Source organism: Pseudomonas sp. JDS28PS106, assembly GCF_036706555.1.
In the GTDB taxonomy this organism is placed as follows: domain Bacteria; phylum Pseudomonadota; class Gammaproteobacteria; order Pseudomonadales; family Pseudomonadaceae; genus Aquipseudomonas.
Genome location: NZ_JBAJGT010000008.1, coordinates 180,365 through 198,551 on the forward strand (window position 1 = coordinate 180,365; position 18,187 = coordinate 198,551).

The window sequence follows — 18,187 nt, forward strand, 5'->3', positions numbered from 1 at the left end:
GTTGGGCTAGGCGATATGTCGCCAGTCGAGCCCTGAATCTTGATCGGCCAGTTGCAGCCAGTCCGGGTCGCACCCAAGGGTGTCGACGAAACATTGCCGGGCCAGCTGCGGCAGGTTGTTCTTGCTGCTAAGGTGGGCCAGCACCAGGTGCTGTAGATCCTGCCACCCCAGTTCGCTCACCAGGCTAGCGGCCTGATGGTTGTTCAAATGTCCAATGTCACCGCCGACCCGCTGCTTGAGGAAGACCGGGTAATGGCCTCGGGCAAGCATGTCGCGGCAGTGGTTGGATTCGATCATCAAGGCATCCAGGCCCTGGTAACGATCCAGTATTCGCGAGCAGTACGACCCCAGGTCGGTCAGCACGCCAAAACGCCGGCGACCATCACTGAAAACGAACTGGGTCGGTTCCAGCGCATCATGGGACACCGACACCACATCGATGCGCAGGTCCCCTATTTCCAGTTCCTGGCCGCAGATGATGACACCCGTCGCATCGACCGGCTTGCGCAACCCGCGCAGGGTGCCGCTGCTCATGTACACCGGCAGATTGTAGCGTCGCGACAGCAGACCCACGCCATGCACGTGATCGGCATGTTCGTGGGTCACCAGAATCGCGCTCAGCTGTTCGGCGCCGACACCCAGACGAGCGAGGCGGCGCTCGGTTTCGCGCAGCGAGAAGCCGCAATCCACCAGCACGTACGTATCGTTGCTCGCTACCAGCGTGCCGTTGCCACGGCTGCCGCTGCCAAGGACCGCGAAACGCACTTAACCCAGGTTGTCCTGAATCACGCTCAATACCCGGCGAGCGATATCTGCAGGCGCTACGGTATTGATGTTCTTCTCGACGGTGACCTGAACGCTGTCGCCGACCTTGCTCAGGCGAACCTGATAGCGCTCGGCGCGGGCCTCGACTTCTTCCTTGGTGGCGTCGCTGCCAAATACGCGGCTGAAGAAGCCCGGCCGGTTTTCCGGTGTGTCGGCCTTCTCGGCAAGGTTGATGTAGTACAGGCCCAGGCTGCGGTTGATGTCTTCCACGCGCCAGTCGCCCTGATCCAGTGCCCGACCGACGCTGGACCAGGCACGGTCCAGATCTGCGCCAACGGTCAGGATCGGGTTGCCGCTGCCGTCTTCGCTCAGCGCGACTCGGCTCGGCGTGTCGTAGTCGCGAGCGGCCAGCAACGAAACCGAGCCGCCCTGCTCGGCGCTGCGATCCATGCTCGACAGCAGATCGTCGGTGAGTGCCGCGTCCAGACCCACGTTGGTGGTACGGGTCGGGAAGTCGGTATTGGCGGTGCTGCCTGCCGGCCGCTCGACGCTGACCACGTAGACTTCACTGGTATTGCGTTGCACCCCCGGTTCGATGCGCACCCGCACGCGGGTTTCGGCGTCGGCCGCGGTGCCGCTGGCGGTCATGCGCTGGGCAACCGAGGAGGAAAGCTCGTCGAGACGCTGCCAGGTCGAGCTGAACTCGCCGGTCTGCGGGCGCTCTTCGGCGATGCGGAAACCGTTGTCTTCGAAATACTGGTGCGCGATCGGCCAGACTTCGGCGGGCGGGCGCTGGACCAGAATCCAGCGAGCATCGCCGCTCTGCTGCAGGCTGAAGTCGCTGGACTGGGAAGTGCTGGTGCCCAACGGTTGCGGACGCGGCACGACGTATTCACCCTTCGCGGTGCTGTCGGCGACGTTGCGCGGAATCGGCAGCAGCGGATCGAGGCGCTTGCTGCTGGAGATGTCACCCGGGATTTGCATCGGTGGGGTCTGGGTTGCCTCCAGGTAATCGCTGCCGCGATCACGGAAGTAACCATCTTCACCCCACAGCCAACCGCAACCGCTGGTGCTGGAGATAATCAAGGCAAGTGCGGAAAGTCCGGCCAATCGCTTCATTGCGTAGTGCTTCCTCAATTAAACCAATACGCCGGACTGGCGCAGAGCCTGTCGCAGCGGTTCGTGACAGGCTTCGCTGAGCCAGGTGAGCGGCAGACGGATACCGTCCGGCATCATACCCATTTCATGCAGTGCCCATTTCACGGGAATAGGGTTGGATTCGATGAACAGCTTGTCGTTGAGCGGCATCAGCTTTTCATGGATCGCGCGAGCGGTGTCGGCATCGCCACGAATCGCGGCGGCGCACAGTTCGCTGACGGCGCGAGGCGCGACGTTGGCCGTGACCGAAATGTTGCCCTTGCCGCCCAGCAGCATCAGCTCGACCGCGGTCGCGTCATCGCCGGAATACACCAGGAAGTCGCTGCTCACGCCGGCCAGGATGTCCTTGGCCCGCTGCATGTTGCCGGTCGCTTCCTTGATGCCGATGATGTTGTGCACGGTCGACAGGCGAATGACGGTATCGGCCAGCATGTCGCAGGCGGTGCGGCCCGGCACGTTGTACAGGATCTGCGGGATGTCGACGGCCTGGGCGATATGGCTGAAATGCTGGAACAGGCCTTCCTGGGTCGGCTTGTTGTAGTACGGCGTGACCAGCAGGCAGGCATCGGCGCCGGCGGTCTTGGCATTGCTGGTCAGCTCGACCGCTTCGCGCGTGGAGTTGGCACCCGTGCCGGCGATCACCGGAATCCGGCCCGCCACCTGGTCGACGACGCGACGAATGACCTCGATGTGTTCGTTCACGTCCAGGGTCGCCGATTCGCCCGTCGTACCGACGGCGACGATGGCATTGGTGCCCTCTTGCAAGTGGAAGTCCACCAGTTTGCTCAGGCTGTCCCAATCCAGACGGCCTTGTGCATCCATTGGTGTGACCAGTGCCACCATACTGCCCGCAATCATGCAACCGCTCCTGCCGGAAAAAGAGAGCCGTAATGGTACTGGCGCTACCGGCCTTGCACAAGCAAAGTACCGCGCCGCGAGCATTCCACTTGGCGTCGGTTTTCGCTACCCTTCTTCCTTTGATCGGTACTGGCCTGCTGCGCATCTCGTTCATTCGGTCGTTTCTGTCGCCAGAAGCCCTGCCCCGGCGCGTTTCAGCCCTTTCACGGCCTTGCCGTACGGGCTCCTTGCGTTCGAGCGGGAGGGATGCGGCCCGCTTTCGATCTCCGAATCACCCCGTGCCGGCCCGAATAAGTACCGACCGCTCATCGTCTAGGAAAGCTGCATGTCGTCCACCCCCACAGTTCGCGAACAATTCCTTGTCATCAGTGCCCTTGGCGCAAACCCCATGGAGCTGACCAACGTGCTGTGCCGCGCCGGCCACGAAAGCCGCTGCTCGGTCGTCAGCTCACGCCTCACCCGCCATGGCGAGTGCAGCGCATTGATCCTTCAGTTGTCCGGCAGCTGGGACGCCCTGGCGCGGCTGGAAAGCAGCCTGCCGGGCCTGGCCAAGAAACATGCCTTCACCATCAGCGTGGTGCGCAGCGCAACGCTGGAAAGCCGCCCGGAAGCACTGCCCTACGTGGCCTACGTCAGCTCGGCCTACCGCCCTGACATCATCAACGAGCTGTGCCAGTTCTTCATCGATCACAATGTCGAGCTGGAGAACCTGATCTGCGATACCTATCTGGCTCCGCAGACCGGCGGCACCATGCTCAATGCGACCTTTACCGTCACGCTGCCGGCGGGCACCCAGATCAGCTGGTTGCGCGACCAGTTCCTGGACTTCGCCGACGCGCTCAACCTCGACGCCTTGATCGAACCCTGGCGCCCACAGGCCCCCATGTAAGGAAACCCGCATGGCTGTAGCAGTAAACCAGGCTGTCCCTGACTTTCAGGCGGCGGCCACCAACGGACTGGACGTCAGTCTGTCGGCACTCAAGGGCCGTCAGGTCGTGATCTATTTCTATCCGAAGGACAACACGCCCGGCTGCACCGTACAGGGCCAGGGATTCCGCGATCACCTTGAGCAGTTCGAAGCGGCCAATACCCTGGTGTTCGGTGTGTCGCGGGACAGCCTCAAGACCCATGAGAACTTCAAGGCCAAGCAATCCTTCAACTTCGAGCTGATTTCGGACAAGGAAGAGGCGCTTTGCCAGCTTTTTGACGTCATCAAGCTCAAGAAGCTGTACGGCAAGGAATACATGGGCGTCGATCGCAGCACCTTCCTGATCGACAAGGATGGCATCCTTCGCCACGAGTGGCGCAGCGTCAAGGTCCCCGGCCACGTCGCCGAGGTACTCGCCAAGGCCGAGGCGTTGAACGCCTGACCGCCAGGGTCGCTGCGACAAGCCTTCATGTCGCAGCCGCCCGCTCCCCTTCCGCTAGAGAAGCGGCGCCACGCTCGGCTCCCTGCGCGGCCAGGCGTCCAGCACGGCCTTGAACAGGGTCGCCAGTGGAATCGCGAAGAATATCCCCCAGAACCCCCACAGCCCGCCGAACAGCAGCACCGCGCAGATGATGGCGACCGGGTGCAGATTCACCGCCTCGGAAAACAGCAGCGGAACCAGCACGTTGCCATCCAGCGCCTGGATGATGCCGTGGATTGCCATCAGATAGATGAACTGGTCGCCCCAGCCCCACTGAAACAGGCCGATGAGCGCCACCGGCACGGTCACCACGACAGCGCCGACGTAGGGCACGACCACCGAAATTCCCACCAGCATCGCCAGCAGCGCGGCGTAGTTCAGTCCCAGCGCCACGAAGGCGATGTAGGTCACGCCACCGCAGATCAGGATTTCGATGACTTTGCCGCGAATATAGTTGGCGATCTGCCGGTTCATGATTTCCGCGACCCGCGTCAGAAGCGCCCGTTCACGGGGCAGATAACCCCGCGCCCAGCGTCCGATCATCCGCCGGTCCTTGAGGAAAAAGAACACCAGGATCGGCACCAGCACCAGATAGATCATCAGATTGACCAGCAGCGGCAGGCTCGACAGCGAAAAGGTCAGCGCCAGCTGTCCGACCCGGCCGACCTCGCCACGGGCTGCCTCGATGGCCTGCAGCACCTGCTCGTCCGATACCAGATGTGGATAGCGTTCGGGCAGCAGCAACAACAGGGACTGGCCCTGGGCGAGCATGCCGGGCAGCTCATTGAACAAGGTGATCACCTGATGCCACAGCAAAGGCACCAATACCAGCAGAAACAGCAGCAATACGCCGATGAACAGGGTGAAGACCACCGCGACTGCGGCGCCTTCCGGCATGCGCAGACGCTCCAGGAAGCTGACGACACCTTGCATCAGATAAGCGAGCACGAGCCCGGCCAGTACCGGAGCCAGCATCCCGCCGAGCGTGAGCACCAGGGTGAACGCCAGAAACAGCAGTACCGCCAGCACCACTGCTTCTTCATCCGAGAAATAACGCTGCACCCAGTTGCGAAGCACGTTGAACATCGACCATCCTTTTCGGAAAAACGGCGCCGGCTCAGGCCTTGCGCAACCAATAGGTGTAAACGCCCGCTTCGACTTCCTCGCGCAACAGGTCGTGCCCGGCGAGCCTTGCGAAGGTGCGGAAATCGCGCTGCGATCCGGCATCGGTGGCAGTCACCTTGAGCACCGCGCCACTCGCCAGACCGTTGAGTTCCATTTTGGCCTTGAGCAATGGCAACGGGCAGTTCAGGCCTCGGGCGTCCAGCTCCTTGTCGCACATATCGGGGCGAGCTACAGCGTCAGACATCATCAATCTCCAACCAGACACATTCAGGCGCCGAGAATTCGTCGCCAGGTTTGAAAGCCCGTATCGGACCTTTCGGAAGGGACGGCAAGGATACCTCACTCTGGTCAGCAAGCCATCGGGGCGGCTACAGTAGTCGCTTCACAGCCCAGAGCCCCGTGCATGAATCTTCTGCGTCCTACACTGCTCACGCTTGCCTGCCTGCTTGGCACACCTGCCCTGGCCGACGACCTCCCCTCACTGGGTGACGCCAGCTCGGCCATTGTCTCCCCGGAGCAGGAACACCAGTTGGGACGCGCCTGGCTGGGCCTGCTGCGCAGTCAGGTCAGTCAGCTCTCCGACCCTCAGCTCAAGGACTTCGTCGAGACCTCGGTCTATCGGCTGGCGGAAACCAGCCAGGTGCAGGACCGCCGGCTCGAATTCATTCTGATCAACACCCCCCAGCTCAATGCTTTCGCGGCGCCGGGCGGCATCATCGGGGTCAACGGCGGACTGTTTCTCAGCGCCCAGACCGAAGGCGAGTACGCCGCGGTGCTGGCCCACGAACTGGCGCACTTGTCCCAGCGCCATTTCGCACGAGGCATCGAAGCGCAGCAACGCATGCAAATGCCGGTAATGGCCGCCATGCTTGCGGGCATCGTCATGGCCGCCGCCGGCGCGGGTGACGCGGGCATCGCCGCGATTGCCGGCTCGCAGGCCGCGGCCATCCAGGAGCAGCGCCGTTTCTCCCGCCAGAACGAGCAGGAGGCCGACCGGATCGGCATTCAGAACCTGGAGCGCGCCGGCTACGACCCGCGCAATATGCCGACGATGTTCGAACGCCTGATGCGCCAGTACCGCTTCGACGCGCGTCCACCCGAGTTCCTGCTGACTCACCCGGTCAGCGAATCGCGGATCGCCGACACCCGTAACCGCGCCGAACAATCCAGGCCGGGCGGCAAGGAAGACAGCCTGCTGTACCAGCTGATGCGCGCCAGAGTGGCCTTGATCTACGAAGAAACGCCAGGCATCGCGGCCAAGCGCTTTCGCGCCCAGCTGACCGAAAACCCCAGGTCGGATGCCGCACGTTACGGTCTGGCAATCGCCCAGATCAAGGGTGGTCAGCTCAACGAAGCGCGGGAAAGCCTCAAGCCGCTGCTGGACAAGGCTCCCAACGACATCACCTATAACCTCACTCAGGTCGAGCTGGACATCACCAACAACCGCCTGAGCGATGCCCAGCAGCGGGTCGATCGCATGCTGAGTCTTTATCCGGGGAATTATCCGCTCAATGACATGCGCATCGACGTACTGCTCAAGCAGAACCGGACCGCCGAAGCGGAAAAGGCCCTGGACGCGCTGCTCAAGACACGTCCCGACGATCCGGACATCTGGTACGTGGTTGCCGAAACCCGCGGCCTGAACGGCAATACCATCGGCCTGCACCAGGCCCGCGCCGAATACTTCGCACTGGTCGGAGATTTCAGGCAAGCCATCCAGCAACTGGACTTCGCCAAGCGCCGAGCGAGCAACAACTTTCAGCTGGCTTCGAGAATCGATGCGCGTCAGAAAGACATGATCGAGCAGGAGCGCATGGTCAAGGACCTGATGAACTAGCGGCCGTGTAGGAGCGGATTTATCCGCGATGCGGTGGGCGCTATCACACAGATGTGTCGACTGCCCTGACGCTTCGCGGATGAATCCGCTCCTACGGGGCCGCGCTGTCCCCACGGCGGCGCTACTGCTTTGGTAGGAGCGGATTCATCCGCGAAGGATATGAGCCGCTCAGGCGTTACCGGCCTGACGCAGGCGCGCGGCCTGGGTGAAATCGAGCATGCGCTGCAACGGGCGCACCGCCTGCGGAATCAGCGCAGGGTCGACAAATATTTCGTTGGTGCCTTCCTTGAGGCATTGCAGCGTACGCTCGAGGGTATTCATCGCCATCCACGGGCAATGCGCGCAACTGCGGCAGGCCGCGCCGTTGCCGGCGGTTGGGGCTTCGATGAAGATCTTGTCGGGACACATCTGCTGCATCTTGTAGAAGATGCCACGGTCGGTCGCCACGATGAACGTCTTGTTCGGCAAGCGCTGGGCAGCGGCGATCATCTGACTGGTCGAACCCACGGCGTCCGCCAGCTCGATGACCGATTCCGGCGACTCGGGGTGAACCAGTACCGCCGCTTCCGGGTACAGGGCCTTCATGTCTTCGAGCTGCTTGGACTTGAACTCTTCATGAACGATGCAAGCACCATCCCACAGCAACATGTCGGCACCGGTCTGGCGCTGGATATAACGGCCCAGATGCTTGTCCGGCGCCCAGATGATCTTCTCGCCGTTATCCATCAGGCTTTCGACGATCTCCAATGCACAACCGGAAGTAACGACCCAATCGGCACGCGCCTTCACCGCCGCCGAGGTGTTCGCATAGACCACGACGGTACGTTCCGGATGCTGGTCGCAGAACGCCGAGAATTCGTCCACCGGACAACCTACGTCCAGCGAGCAGGTTGCTTCGAGGGTGGGCATGAACACCCGCTTCTCGGGGTTGAGGATCTTGGCGGTCTCGCCCATGAATCGCACGCCGGCTACCAGAACGGTCCTGGCCGAGTGACTGTTGCTGAAACGTGCCATCTCCAGCGAGTCGGCAACGCAGCCGCCGGTTTCCTCGGCCAGCGCCTGGATCACCGGATCGCAGTAATAATGCGCCACCAGTACCGCATCCTGACGCTTGAGCTCGGCGGCTATTTCCGCGCGGTAATACGCCTGCTCCTGGGAGCTAAGCGGCTTGGACTGCTTGGCGTCGAGGTGAGCTTGAACCAGAAAGCGTTCGGAAATCTGCGTCATGTTCGGGACCTGAATGCGCGCTGGCGCGAAAGGCAAGTTTACACCCGCGAGACGGGCGTCAAAGCGCCTTGATCCGACGCACCGCACCACGGCCATGAATCCAGGAGGGCTGGGTACGCACAGAAAGGCGGGCGAATTTTACCCCCAATCCGTCGGCCTCCACACAAATTTTTAGCTCGCTAACAAGCGATGAGAGTGGTTCTCGATAAAGGCTCGCAGATCAGCCAGCTGGAAAATCGAAAGCAAAAAAAAGCCGGAGTCCTCATTTTCATGGGCCTTCCAGCTTTTTCAAAACCGCTTCGAATATGGTGGGTCGTGTAGGATTCGAACCTACGACCAATTGGTTAAAAGCCAACTGCTCTACCAACTGAGCTAACGACCCTCTGTTGCGTGGCGCGTATATTACTGATTTTTATGAGGTATTCAACACCTTTTTCAAATTATTTTAAAAATAAGGTGTTGGGTCCTGAATTCCGGCCGCAGCGAAGCCTTCGGCGCGCAGACGGCAACTGTCACATTTCCCACAGGCACGCCCTTGATCGTCCGCCTGATAGCAGGAAACGGTCAGCGCGTAGTTCACACCCAGCGAAGTACCTGCCTTGACGATGTCCGCCTTGCTGAGATTCTGCAGAGGCGCGCGAATACGGAAGCCCGGGCCTTCGACGCCGGCCTTGGTGGCGAGATTCGCCATGCGCTCGAACGACTCGACGAACTCAGGCCGGCAGTCCGGGTAGCCGGAGTAATCCACGGCGTTGACGCCGATGAAGATATCCTGCGCTTCGAGCACCTCTGCCCAACCCAGCGCCAGCGACAAAAACACCGTGTTGCGCGCAGGCACATAAGTGACAGGGATACCCTCGGTGGGTGCTTCGGGCACCGCAATGGAGCTGTCGGTCAGCGCCGAACCGCCGATGCCATTGAGGTTCAGACCGATAACCTTGTGCTCGACGACACCAAGGTCGTCGGCGACGCGCTGGGCCGCCTGCAACTCGACCCGATGACGTTGCCCGTAGTCGAAGCTCATGGTGTAGCAGGCGTAGCCTTCGGCGCGGGCCATGGCAACGACCGTTGCGGAGTCCAGCCCACCGGACAGCAGAATTACAGCTTTTTTCTCAGTCATGTTCGATTCACTCATTTCAGCGCCCTGGCTCGTCATCCCAAAGATATTTGTGCAACTGCATTTGCAGGCGGACAGGCAGATTGTCTGCAACGATCCAGTCCGCCAGGTCCCTGGCTTTCAATTGATGATGACTGGCCGAGAACAACACCTCGCCCGCTCGCCGGTCGAGCCCGTACTGGATCAGCTTCGAAACCGCCCAGTCGTAGTCCTCGCGGGAACAGATCACGAACTTGACCTGATCGTTGCGGGTCAGCAGTCCGATGTTCTCATAGCGGTTGCGCGAGACCTCCTCGGACCCTGGGGTCTTGAGGTCCAGGACGCGACTGACACGCTGGTCCACTGCCGAGATGTCCAGCGCGCCACTGGTTTCCAGGGACACTTCATAGCCGGCGTCGCACAGCCCCTTGAGCAAAGGGATTACGTTGGGCTGCGCCAATGGCTCGCCTCCCGTCACGCAGACGTAGCGAGGTCGGTAAGCGGCGACCTGCCCCATGATGTCGTCGAGTGTATGGATGGTGCCGCCACTGAACGCGTAGGCGCTATCGCAATACTGGCAGCGCAACGGGCAGCCGGTAAGACGGACGAATACCGTGGGCAGGCCGGCGGTGCGGGTCTCACCCTGCAACGAGTGAAATATTTCGGTGATGCGTAATGTCTGCTGCATATGGGCCACGGGCGTAACAGCTAAACAGGCCGTCCGCCTCCGTCAGGCACTCCCAGGCACCCTGCACTAGCAGAATCCAGGGGAGCGTAATGGTTACCGGAATTTTGGGGGGCGAATACTAACGAAAAAAGCCGCGACTAGCGCGGCTTTCTCGATGTAAGCGAACCTGGCGGTCACAACCGCTGCAGATCTCGTTGCGCCAGCTGCGCAGCCGAAGTGCCCGGATATTGAGCGACGACCTGCTGCAGGATGCCTTTGACCTTGTCGTTGTGACCCAGGCGACGTTCGACATCCGCCAGCTTGTACAGCGAGTCCGGCACCTTGGCATGCTTGGGATACTGCTGGCTGACCTTGGCGAACGCCTGACCCGCGCCTTGGAGATCACCCTTTGCAAGGTTCACTTCGCCCAGCCAATACTGGGCGTTGCCCGCGTAGGAGCTGTTCGGGTACTTGCGCAGGAAAGCGGTGAACGCCTGGCTCGCCTTGTCGAAGTCCTTGGCCTTGATCAGGTCAAAGGCAGCTTCGTAATACAGTTTTTCCTTGGCCGGATCGGCAGGCTCGGTGCCTGCCGCCGGCGCCTGGGCCGCCGGGGCCGAAGGCGTACCGCCGGCATCTACAGCGCCGCCAGCGGGTTGGGAATTGTTGCCAGTCGAAGCGGCAGCGCCGTTGACTATGCGTTGATCGAGTTCCTGGTAACGCTCCAGAGCTTCCTGCTTCATGCGCTGGATATCGTTCTGCTGGACTTCGAGCATTCCGCGCAAGCGCGCGATTTCTTCCTGCATCTGTTGCAGCTGCATGAACAGCTGACCCTGTGCCGAGGCAGGGGCCGTAACCCCTCCCCCGGCATAGGCGCCGGACGTGCCATAACCCGCTGGCGGATAACTGCTGCTGCCAGAGCCAGAATTGTCATCGACCACAGGTACCGCACCCCACGCTGCAAGCGGGAGGGCGAGAGCCATAACGGTTAGAGCACGTCGGCAAGTTCGCATATCGAATTACTTACGCAGTTCGACGCGACGGTTCTGAGCCCAGGACTGCTCGTCGTTGCCGGTAGCAACTGGACGCTCTTCGCCGTAGGAAACCAGTTCCAGCTGAGCTGGGGAAACGCCTTGCAGTACCAGGTAGCGCTGAACGGCTTTCGCACGACGCTCGCCCAGAGCCATGTTGTACTCGCGGGTACCGCGCTCGTCGGTGTTGCCTTCCAGAACGACGCGAGCGCCGTTGGATTTCAGGTCTTTGGCGTGAACGTCCAGGGAGCGCATGGCTTCTGGCTTCAGGTCCGAGCTGTCGTATTCGAAGTAGAAAGTGGTGATAGCGCGCAGAGCAGCTTCTTCGCTCAGGCTGCCATCGACAGCGCCAGTGTTGGCACCGTAACCAGCATTCGGATCTACAGCGCCAGCGCCGGCGTTATCGCCGCCTTTGGACGAGCAACCTACAGCTACAGCCATGGCCAGAGCCAGGGCAGCAAATTTACCAAACTTCAGCATTTCCATTTGAAACTCCTAATGAACCCCAGTGTGTTAAGCAAATTTTGAAGCGCCGCGTCAGTTCAGGTAAGGGGACCAGGACGGTTCTCTGACTTCGCCTTGAGCGGTAGGAAGCGGGAGCCTTACGCGTCCATTAATGGACACGAGCATCAAGACTCCCCGGCCCTGCTGGCGGGTGGCGTAGATTACCATGGTGCCATTGGGCGCAACAGTAGGCGACTCATCAAGGTTGCTGTCCGTTAGAATCTTTACATTACCGCGAGCCAGATCCTGAACTGCAACCTTGAAGTTTGTGAAGCCTTCCTGCCGGTGAATCATTACCAGCGTCTTTTCATCAGCCGATAATTTCGGGTTGGCGTTGTAGTTGCCCACGAATGTGACGCGCTCTGCACCACCGCCATTGATATTGGTTTTGTAAATCTGTGGCTTGCCGCCGCGATCCGACGTGAAGTACAACGTCGAACCGTCTTTACCGAAGAAAGGCTCGGTATCGATGGAAGAGTCATTAGTGACGCGACTCAGCTGACGACTCGCCAGATTGATCACATAAACTTCCGGGTTGCCGTCCTTGGACAGCACGAATGCCAGTTTCGACCCATCAGGCGACCAGGCTGGCGCACCGTTGAGACCTTCGAAGTTGGTGATCTGCTCGCGGCGACCGGTATCGATATGCTGAACGAAGATGCGCGGACGCTTCTGTTCGAACGATACGTAGGCAATACGCTTGCCGTCCGGAGCGAAGCGCGGCGACAGGATCGGCTCGCGAGACTGCAGCAAGGTCACAGCACGGGCACCGTCGTAGTCCGAACGCTGCAGCGTGTAGCGCGTATTGTTTTCGGAAAAACGCTCCGCCGTCACGTACAGCATCCGCGTGGAAAACGCGCCCTTGATGCCGGTCAGCTTCTCGAACGACTGATCCGAGATGTAGTGCGCCATATCGCGCAGTTGATCGGTTGTGCCCGATACGCTGCCGGTCAGCACCTGCTGTTCGGTCGCTACGTTGAACAACGCGTATTGAATCTGCAGGCGACCACCCGACGGTACGATGTTGCCGACCATCACGTACTGGGCGCCCAGAGCTTTCCAGTCACGGAAAATGACTTCGCTGGCCTGGGTCGGCAAGCTGATCATGTTCTGCCGCGGGATGGGCGCGTAGTAGCCGGAATTGCGCAGGTCGTTGCCCACGATTTCCGACATATCTTCGGGTAGCACGTTGCCGCCCTGCCAGCCGAACGGCACGACGGCGATCGGTGTCGCGCGATCACTGCCGCTGGTGACCAGAATGTTCTTCTCTTCTGCGGAGGCCATACCTGCGGCGCAGCAGAGAACTAACAGCAGTCCTCGAAAAAGGTTGATCACAACGCTAGATCTCCAGGTGTAAATGTCATCTTGAATGAACGGTAGGGCGCGAACTCAGCCGGCTTCAGACCCTGCATTTCTGTCAAACGTCCAATGTTCTTCACCGCTGCAACCGCAGAACTGTCGAACGGTCCGTCGCCACTGGACTTGGAAACCGATACCGAAGCGATCGTACCGTCAGGCAACATTCCGATCTGCAACGTGACCGACATGTTGTTGCGTGCCGACGGCGGACGGCTCCAGCCCTCCGATGCCCTGACACGAATCAGGTCATCGAAACTGCCAGCGGTTTCATCGCCCAGTTCATCGGCCAACGCCTGTTGCCGTTCCGTCTTGTCGGAGAGCAGATCAGCCAGTGCCTGCGCTTTTTTGTCCTCGGCAGCCTTGCGGGCAGCTTCCTGCGCCTTCTTGGCGGAATCGGCCGCAGCTTTTTTCTTCGCATCCTCGGCCGCTTTCTTCTTGGCGTCCTCGGCAGCCTTTTTCTTCGCGTCTTCGGCCGCTTTTTTCTTCGCCTCATCGGCAGCCTGTTTCTTGGCTTCCTCGGCGGCGGCTTTCTTCGCGTCCTCTTCGGCTTTTTTCTTGGCCTCTTCCTCGGCTTTCTTCTTGGCAATATCAGCCAGTTGTTTCTCTTCGGCCTTTTTCGCGTCAGCGACCTTCTTGGCCTCGTCAGCCTTCTTGGCCTCCTCGGCTTTCTGCGCTGCCTTCTTGGCTTCGTCGGCTGCCTTGGCCTCCGCCGCAGCCTTGGCTTCAGCGGCCGCTTTCTGTTCTTCGGCCTTTTGAGCCGCTTCTTCTTTCTTTTGTTCCGCTGCCTTTACGGCTTCCTGCTCGATCTTCTTCTGTTCGAGCTGCTCGACTTCCGTCTGACGCGCAGCGGTTTTCTTCGCCTCACCGGCTATTTTCTGGTTGGTCTGGGTGGTGGCCTGACTTTTCGACTTGAGCTGATACAGCGTCGCCTGAACGATCGGCTTGGCTTCCGGCAGCTCCGGAGTCATGGCGAAACTGACGAACAGCATGCCGAAAATCAGAATATGCAGTGCCACGGCCCAGACGCTGGGCCAGAAATAGCTCTCCGAGGCGGCTGGCTCTCGAATCGGCTGCATCAGGGCGCCTCGGTAATCAGACCAACATTGCCGACCCCGGCTTTCTGCAACCCGCCCATCGTGCCCATGACAGAGCCGTAGTCCACGCTCTTGTCACCACGAATGAACACCTGCGTCTGCTTGCCCGCGTCGCGACCCGCGGCGACGATCTTGGTCACCGCGGAAGTCAGTTGCGGCAGGGTCATTGCCTTGTCCATCTGCTTGTCGGTATCGACTTCGCTGCCAAGGTTCCAGTAGTAGGTCTTGTCAGCCTTGATCGAAATGGTCAGGACCTGATTGTTGTTGTCCTGCGGCAAGGCTTCGCTGGAAACCTTGGGCAGGTCGACCTTCACGCCCTGGTTGATCATCGGCGCGGTGACCATGAAGATGACCAGCAGCACCAACATCACGTCGATGTAGGGCACCACGTTCATCTCGGCGACCGGCTTGCGTTTCTTGCGGCGAGCTGGAGCGATTAAAGCCATGGAGAAATACCTGCTCAGTCTTCGCTGGTGTGCACTTTGCGGTGCAGGATGGCCTGGAACTCTTCAGCGAAGGTGTAGTAGCGGCTGATCAGAGTTTCGCTGCGAGCGGAGAAGCGGTTGTAGCAGATCACCGCCGGAATCGCCGCGAACAGGCCGATGGCGGTGGCGATCAGCGCTTCGGCAATACCCGGGGCCACGGTGGCCAGGGTCGCCTGCTGCGCGGTAGCCAGACCGCGGAACGAGTTCATGATACCCCACACGGTACCGAACAGACCGATGTAAGGGCTGGTGGAACCCACGGTCGCCAGGAACGGCAGGCCGGTTTCCAGCTTTTCTTCCTCGCGGGAAATCGCTACGCGCATGGCGCGCGCAACACCTTCCATCACCGCATCAGGATCGACGCCCGCCTGCTGACGCAGGCGCGAGAATTCCTTGAAGCCGGCACGAAAGATCTGCTCCACGCCCGAATCGGGGTCCGGGTTGCTGCCCGCCTGGCGGTACAGCTTGGACAGGTCGATGCCGGACCAGAAACGCTCCTCGAAGCTGTCCAGTGCCCGCCGACCGGCGCGCAGCATGTTGCCGCGCTGAAAAATCATGATCCATGAGGTGACCGAGGCAGCCACCAGAATCAGCATCACCAACTGAACGACAATGCTGGCATTGCTGACCAGACTCCACATGGAGGAATGGTCGACGACGTTAGCTCCCACGCTGTATCTCCTGCTCTGAAAGTGTGCCCGTACCGCCTTCGTCGGCAAAGGCCGCACGCATGGCTTCGGGAATGGCCCGGGGTTTAAAACTATCGGCGCGTACACACGCCACCAAAAACTGCCCCTCGCAGAGCAATGTCGCATCCGACGCTCGCCTGACCTGCTGTACGAAACGCAGGCTGGCACGGTTCAATTCGGTCACTTCGGCGCTGACCAGCAGCTCGTCATCGAGCCGCGCCGGCTTGTGGTAGCGCGCCTCACTGGAATGCACGACGAACAGCAGGTTCTCCATTGCCAGCTGCGACTGGGAAAACCCCAGCTCGCGCAGCCGCTCGGTACGAGCCCGCTCCATGAATTTCAGGTAATTGACGTAGTAAACGATGCCGCCGGCATCAGTGTCTTCGTAATAAACGCGACAGCGATGAGTGAATGACGAGTCCCCGTTTTGCGCGCGCATACTCTAGTGCTTACTCCTCAGGTTGCCAATCGGGTGAGGCAACTGTTTTTTCAATGATTTACAGCCGTACGAGTGTCTCGTCGGCGAGACTGCATTCTGACCACGCAAACCCTGAATAGGTCGATCGACGCCTATTGATCGAGCGCACTGTCGACGAACTCGTCCGGCACTGGCGCCTCCCCCATCCGACCCGGCACGTTGAGCCCGAAATGCAGATAGGCATGGCGGGTCACGACGCGCCCGCGAGGAGTGCGCATGATGTAACCCTGCTGGATCAGATAAGGCTCCAGAACATCCTCGATCGTATGCCGTTCTTCGCTGATCGCCGCTGCAAGGCTGTCCACGCCCACCGGCCCGCCGTCGAACTTTTCGATCATGGTCAACAGCAAACGCCGGTCCTGATGATCGAAGCCATGCTCATCCACATCGAGCAGGTTCAGGGCCTTGTCGGCGATCTGCCGGGTGATGTGCCCGTTACCGCGTACCTCGGCGAAATCCCGCACCCGACGCAGCAGACGGTTGGCGATACGCGGCGTGCCGCGGGCGCGCCGGGCGATCTCGAAAGCGCCTTCCGGCTCGATGACCAGGCCAAGGATTCCCGCCGAACGCGAGACGATCGTCGACAGGTCGGCAATGCTGTAGAACTCAAGGCGCTGGACGATACCGAAGCGATCGCGCAAAGGGTTGGTGAGCATGCCGGCCCGGGTCGTGGCGCCGACCAGGGTGAAAGGCGGCAAATCAAGCTTGATGGAGCGCGCCGCGGGTCCCTCGCCGATCATGATGTCGAGCTGGAAGTCTTCCATGGCCGGGTACAGCACTTCCTCGACGATGGGCGACAGGCGATGGATCTCATCGATGAACAGCACATCGTTGGGTTCGAGGTTGGTCAGGATCGCCGCCAGATCGCCCGGCCGCTCCAGCACCGGACCCGAAGTACTCTTGATCGAGACCGACATTTCCTGGGCGATGATGTTGGCCAGAGTCGTCTTGCCAAGCCCCGGCGGGCCGAAGATCAAGGTGTGGTCCAAGGACTCGTTCCGTGCTCGCGCGGCCTGGATGAACAGCTCCATCTGCTCACGCACGGTGGGCTGACCTATATAGTCAGCCAGGTTGAGCGGACGAATCGCCCGGTCTATCTGTTCTTCCCGATCACGGCCGCTGCCGGCGGCGATCAGGCGGTCGGCTTCAATCACTTATGCCATCCCCTTCAGTGCGCGCCGGATCAGGTCGGCACTGCTCAAGTCTCTTTCTTTGATAGCCGAAACGGCCTTGCTCGCTTCCTGAGGTTTGTAACCCAGGGAGATGAGCGCACTGACGGCGTCGGATTCGGCCGAAGCCACCGGCTCCAGCGGAATCGGGCCGCTCGATACCAATGTGAAGGTGCCGGGCAGCGCTTCCCAGGCCTTGAAGCGGTCCTTGAGTTCGACCAGCAAACGCTCGGCTGTCTTCTTGCCGACACCGGGAACCCGGGTCAGCGCAGAGGTATCCTGGGCCTGCACGCAACGCACCAGCTCGTCGACCTCGAGACTCGACATCAGCGCCAGCGCCAGCTTGGGCCCTACGCCGTTGAGCCGGATCAGTTCGCGGAACAGCTCCCGGTCACGTTTCTCGTGGAAACCGTACAGCAGGTGCGCGTCCTCGCGAACCACCAGATGCGTGAACAGGGTCACCGGTTCTCCGACATGCGGCAGCCGGTACAGCGTGGTCATCGGCACTTCCACCTCGTAGCCGACGCCATTGACGTCCAGCACCAGATGCGGGGGCTGCTTTTCGGCCAGCGAGCCGCGTAAACGTCCAATCACGTATCAGATCCTTTCGTGTCGCCCGCCGCTTGCAAGCACGGCTGGGCACAATCATTACAGGAGACGACAGACCTGCAAGTAAAAAAATGCGTGCGAATGATGCAGTCAGAGCCGCAGGCGTCCACCCCGGCTGCGCGCCGTGTTCAGACCATGTGGGATGAGGCTGGAACGGGTGTGGGCATGGCACAACGCAATCGCAAGGGCATCGGAAGCGTCGATCTGCGGTTTCTGGGTCAATTTGAGCAGGTGCATGACCATCATCATCACCTGCTCCTTGTTCGCGCCCCCGGTGCCGGCCACTGCCTGCTTGACCTGAGTGGCCGTGTATTCGGCGATTTCCAGCGATTCTTCGGCGCCGGCCACGATGGCCGCGCCTCGTGCCTGCCCCAGTTTGAGGGCCGAGTCGGCATTGCGCGCCATGAAGACCTTTTCGATGCCCATGGTGACAGGCCCGTAGGTGCCGATCACCTCGCGCACGCCGCGATAGACGACCTGCAGCCTTTCGTGCAACTCGCCGCTGCCGGTCCTGATGCAGCCGGAAGCGACATACACACAACCACGCCCGGTATCACGTACCACGCCATAACCGGTGATGCGCGAACCGGGGTCGATACCAAGAATAAGTGTCATAACGCCTGCAGCTTG

General features: G+C 60.7%; 21 protein-coding genes and 1 tRNA gene. 3 read left to right on the forward strand and 19 right to left on the reverse strand.

Features of this window, described 5'->3' with window-relative positions:
* Positions 1-6: 6 nt before the first annotated feature.
* The 3 genes from TRP66_RS15280 to dapA are packed head-to-tail and all read right to left on the reverse strand — an operon-like array spanning position 7 to position 2,781.
* A complete protein-coding gene (locus TRP66_RS15280) occupies positions 7-765 on the reverse strand; it encodes an MBL fold metallo-hydrolase (RefSeq protein ID WP_333404151.1) in 759 nt (252 codons plus the stop codon).
* Entirely contained in the window at positions 766-1,884 is a 1,119-nt protein-coding gene (bamC, locus tag TRP66_RS15285) for an outer membrane protein assembly factor BamC (RefSeq protein ID WP_333404153.1), read from the reverse strand.
* An 18-nt stretch (positions 1,885-1,902) separates the two neighbouring features.
* Positions 1,903-2,781: a 4-hydroxy-tetrahydrodipicolinate synthase gene (gene dapA / locus TRP66_RS15290; protein ID WP_333404155.1), complete on the reverse strand. Its 879-nt coding sequence runs from the start codon at positions 2,779-2,781 to the stop codon at positions 1,903-1,905.
* 325 nt (positions 2,782-3,106) lie between these two features.
* On the opposite strand from dapA, the gene TRP66_RS15295 reads away from it, so the two are divergent.
* On the forward strand, positions 3,107-3,670 hold the full coding sequence (locus tag TRP66_RS15295) for a glycine cleavage system protein R (RefSeq protein WP_333404157.1): 564 nt from the start codon (positions 3,107-3,109) through the stop codon (positions 3,668-3,670).
* A 10-nt stretch (positions 3,671-3,680) separates the two neighbouring features.
* Entirely contained in the window at positions 3,681-4,151 is a 471-nt protein-coding gene (locus TRP66_RS15300; protein WP_333404159.1) for a peroxiredoxin, read from the forward strand.
* Between the two features lie 54 nt (positions 4,152-4,205).
* On the opposite strand, the gene TRP66_RS15305 is transcribed toward TRP66_RS15300, so the two are convergent.
* Positions 4,206-5,276 (reverse strand): AI-2E family transporter, encoded by a 1,071-nt coding sequence (locus TRP66_RS15305; RefSeq protein ID WP_333404161.1) that lies wholly within the window; start codon positions 5,274-5,276, stop codon positions 4,206-4,208.
* Positions 5,277-5,307: 31 nt separating this feature from the next.
* Positions 5,308-5,559: a sulfurtransferase TusA family protein gene (locus TRP66_RS15310; protein ID WP_333404163.1), complete on the reverse strand. Its 252-nt coding sequence runs from the start codon at positions 5,557-5,559 to the stop codon at positions 5,308-5,310.
* Between the two features lie 159 nt (positions 5,560-5,718).
* On the opposite strand from TRP66_RS15310, the gene TRP66_RS15315 reads away from it, so the two are divergent.
* Positions 5,719-7,152 carry a M48 family metalloprotease gene (locus TRP66_RS15315; protein WP_333404165.1) on the forward strand — a complete coding sequence of 478 codons (1,434 nt, stop codon included), beginning with the start codon at positions 5,719-5,721 and terminating at the stop codon, positions 7,150-7,152.
* A 168-nt stretch (positions 7,153-7,320) separates the two neighbouring features.
* Here TRP66_RS15315 and nadA read toward each other — a convergent pair whose 3' ends face one another.
* The 14 genes from nadA to ruvC form a co-directional block, all read right to left on the reverse strand.
* A complete protein-coding gene (nadA, locus tag TRP66_RS15320; protein WP_333404167.1) occupies positions 7,321-8,379 on the reverse strand; it encodes a quinolinate synthase NadA in 1,059 nt (352 codons plus the stop codon).
* A 306-nt stretch (positions 8,380-8,685) separates the two neighbouring features.
* A tRNA-Lys gene (locus tag TRP66_RS15325) sits at positions 8,686-8,761 on the reverse strand.
* Positions 8,762-8,824: 63 nt separating this feature from the next.
* Entirely contained in the window at positions 8,825-9,499 is a 675-nt protein-coding gene (queC, locus tag TRP66_RS15330) for a 7-cyano-7-deazaguanine synthase QueC (protein ID WP_333404169.1), read from the reverse strand.
* Between the two features lie 16 nt (positions 9,500-9,515).
* Positions 9,516-10,163 (reverse strand): 7-carboxy-7-deazaguanine synthase QueE, encoded by a 648-nt coding sequence (gene queE, locus TRP66_RS15335; RefSeq protein WP_333404171.1) that lies wholly within the window; start codon positions 10,161-10,163, stop codon positions 9,516-9,518.
* 173 nt (positions 10,164-10,336) lie between these two features.
* Positions 10,337-11,152 carry a tol-pal system protein YbgF gene (gene ybgF / locus TRP66_RS15340; protein ID WP_333404173.1) on the reverse strand — a complete coding sequence of 272 codons (816 nt, stop codon included), beginning with the start codon at positions 11,150-11,152 and terminating at the stop codon, positions 10,337-10,339.
* A gap of 6 nt (positions 11,153-11,158) precedes the next feature.
* Complete coding sequence (gene pal / locus TRP66_RS15345) at positions 11,159-11,656, reverse strand: peptidoglycan-associated lipoprotein Pal (protein ID WP_025994450.1); 498 nt, start codon at positions 11,654-11,656, stop codon at positions 11,159-11,161.
* A gap of 51 nt (positions 11,657-11,707) precedes the next feature.
* Positions 11,708-12,958 carry a Tol-Pal system beta propeller repeat protein TolB gene (gene tolB, locus TRP66_RS15350; RefSeq protein ID WP_333404179.1) on the reverse strand — a complete coding sequence of 417 codons (1,251 nt, stop codon included), beginning with the start codon at positions 12,956-12,958 and terminating at the stop codon, positions 11,708-11,710.
* 47 nt (positions 12,959-13,005) lie between these two features.
* Positions 13,006-14,109 (reverse strand): cell envelope integrity protein TolA, encoded by a 1,104-nt coding sequence (gene tolA / locus TRP66_RS15355; RefSeq protein ID WP_333404181.1) that lies wholly within the window; start codon positions 14,107-14,109, stop codon positions 13,006-13,008.
* The gene (gene tolR / locus TRP66_RS15360; RefSeq protein WP_333404183.1) at positions 14,109-14,573 is read right to left on the reverse strand and encodes a protein TolR; all 465 of its coding nucleotides are present in this window, start codon (positions 14,571-14,573) and stop codon (positions 14,109-14,111) included. The genes tolA and tolR overlap by 1 nt, the downstream gene beginning before the upstream one ends.
* A 14-nt stretch (positions 14,574-14,587) precedes the next feature.
* Positions 14,588-15,283: a protein TolQ gene (gene tolQ, locus TRP66_RS15365; protein ID WP_333404185.1), complete on the reverse strand. Its 696-nt coding sequence runs from the start codon at positions 15,281-15,283 to the stop codon at positions 14,588-14,590.
* Positions 15,273-15,740: a tol-pal system-associated acyl-CoA thioesterase gene (ybgC, locus tag TRP66_RS15370; protein WP_333404187.1), complete on the reverse strand. Its 468-nt coding sequence runs from the start codon at positions 15,738-15,740 to the stop codon at positions 15,273-15,275. The genes tolQ and ybgC overlap by 11 nt, the downstream gene beginning before the upstream one ends.
* Before the next feature lie 131 nt (positions 15,741-15,871).
* Positions 15,872-16,933 carry a Holliday junction branch migration DNA helicase RuvB gene (ruvB, locus tag TRP66_RS15375; RefSeq protein WP_333404189.1) on the reverse strand — a complete coding sequence of 354 codons (1,062 nt, stop codon included), beginning with the start codon at positions 16,931-16,933 and terminating at the stop codon, positions 15,872-15,874.
* Positions 16,934-17,542, reverse strand: a complete 609-nt coding sequence (gene ruvA / locus TRP66_RS15380) for a Holliday junction branch migration protein RuvA (RefSeq protein WP_333404191.1) — start codon at positions 17,540-17,542, stop codon at positions 16,934-16,936.
* Positions 17,543-17,647: 105 nt separating this feature from the next.
* Positions 17,648-18,172 carry a crossover junction endodeoxyribonuclease RuvC gene (gene ruvC, locus TRP66_RS15385; RefSeq protein ID WP_333404193.1) on the reverse strand — a complete coding sequence of 175 codons (525 nt, stop codon included), beginning with the start codon at positions 18,170-18,172 and terminating at the stop codon, positions 17,648-17,650.
* Between the last annotated feature and the right edge of the window lie 15 nt (positions 18,173-18,187).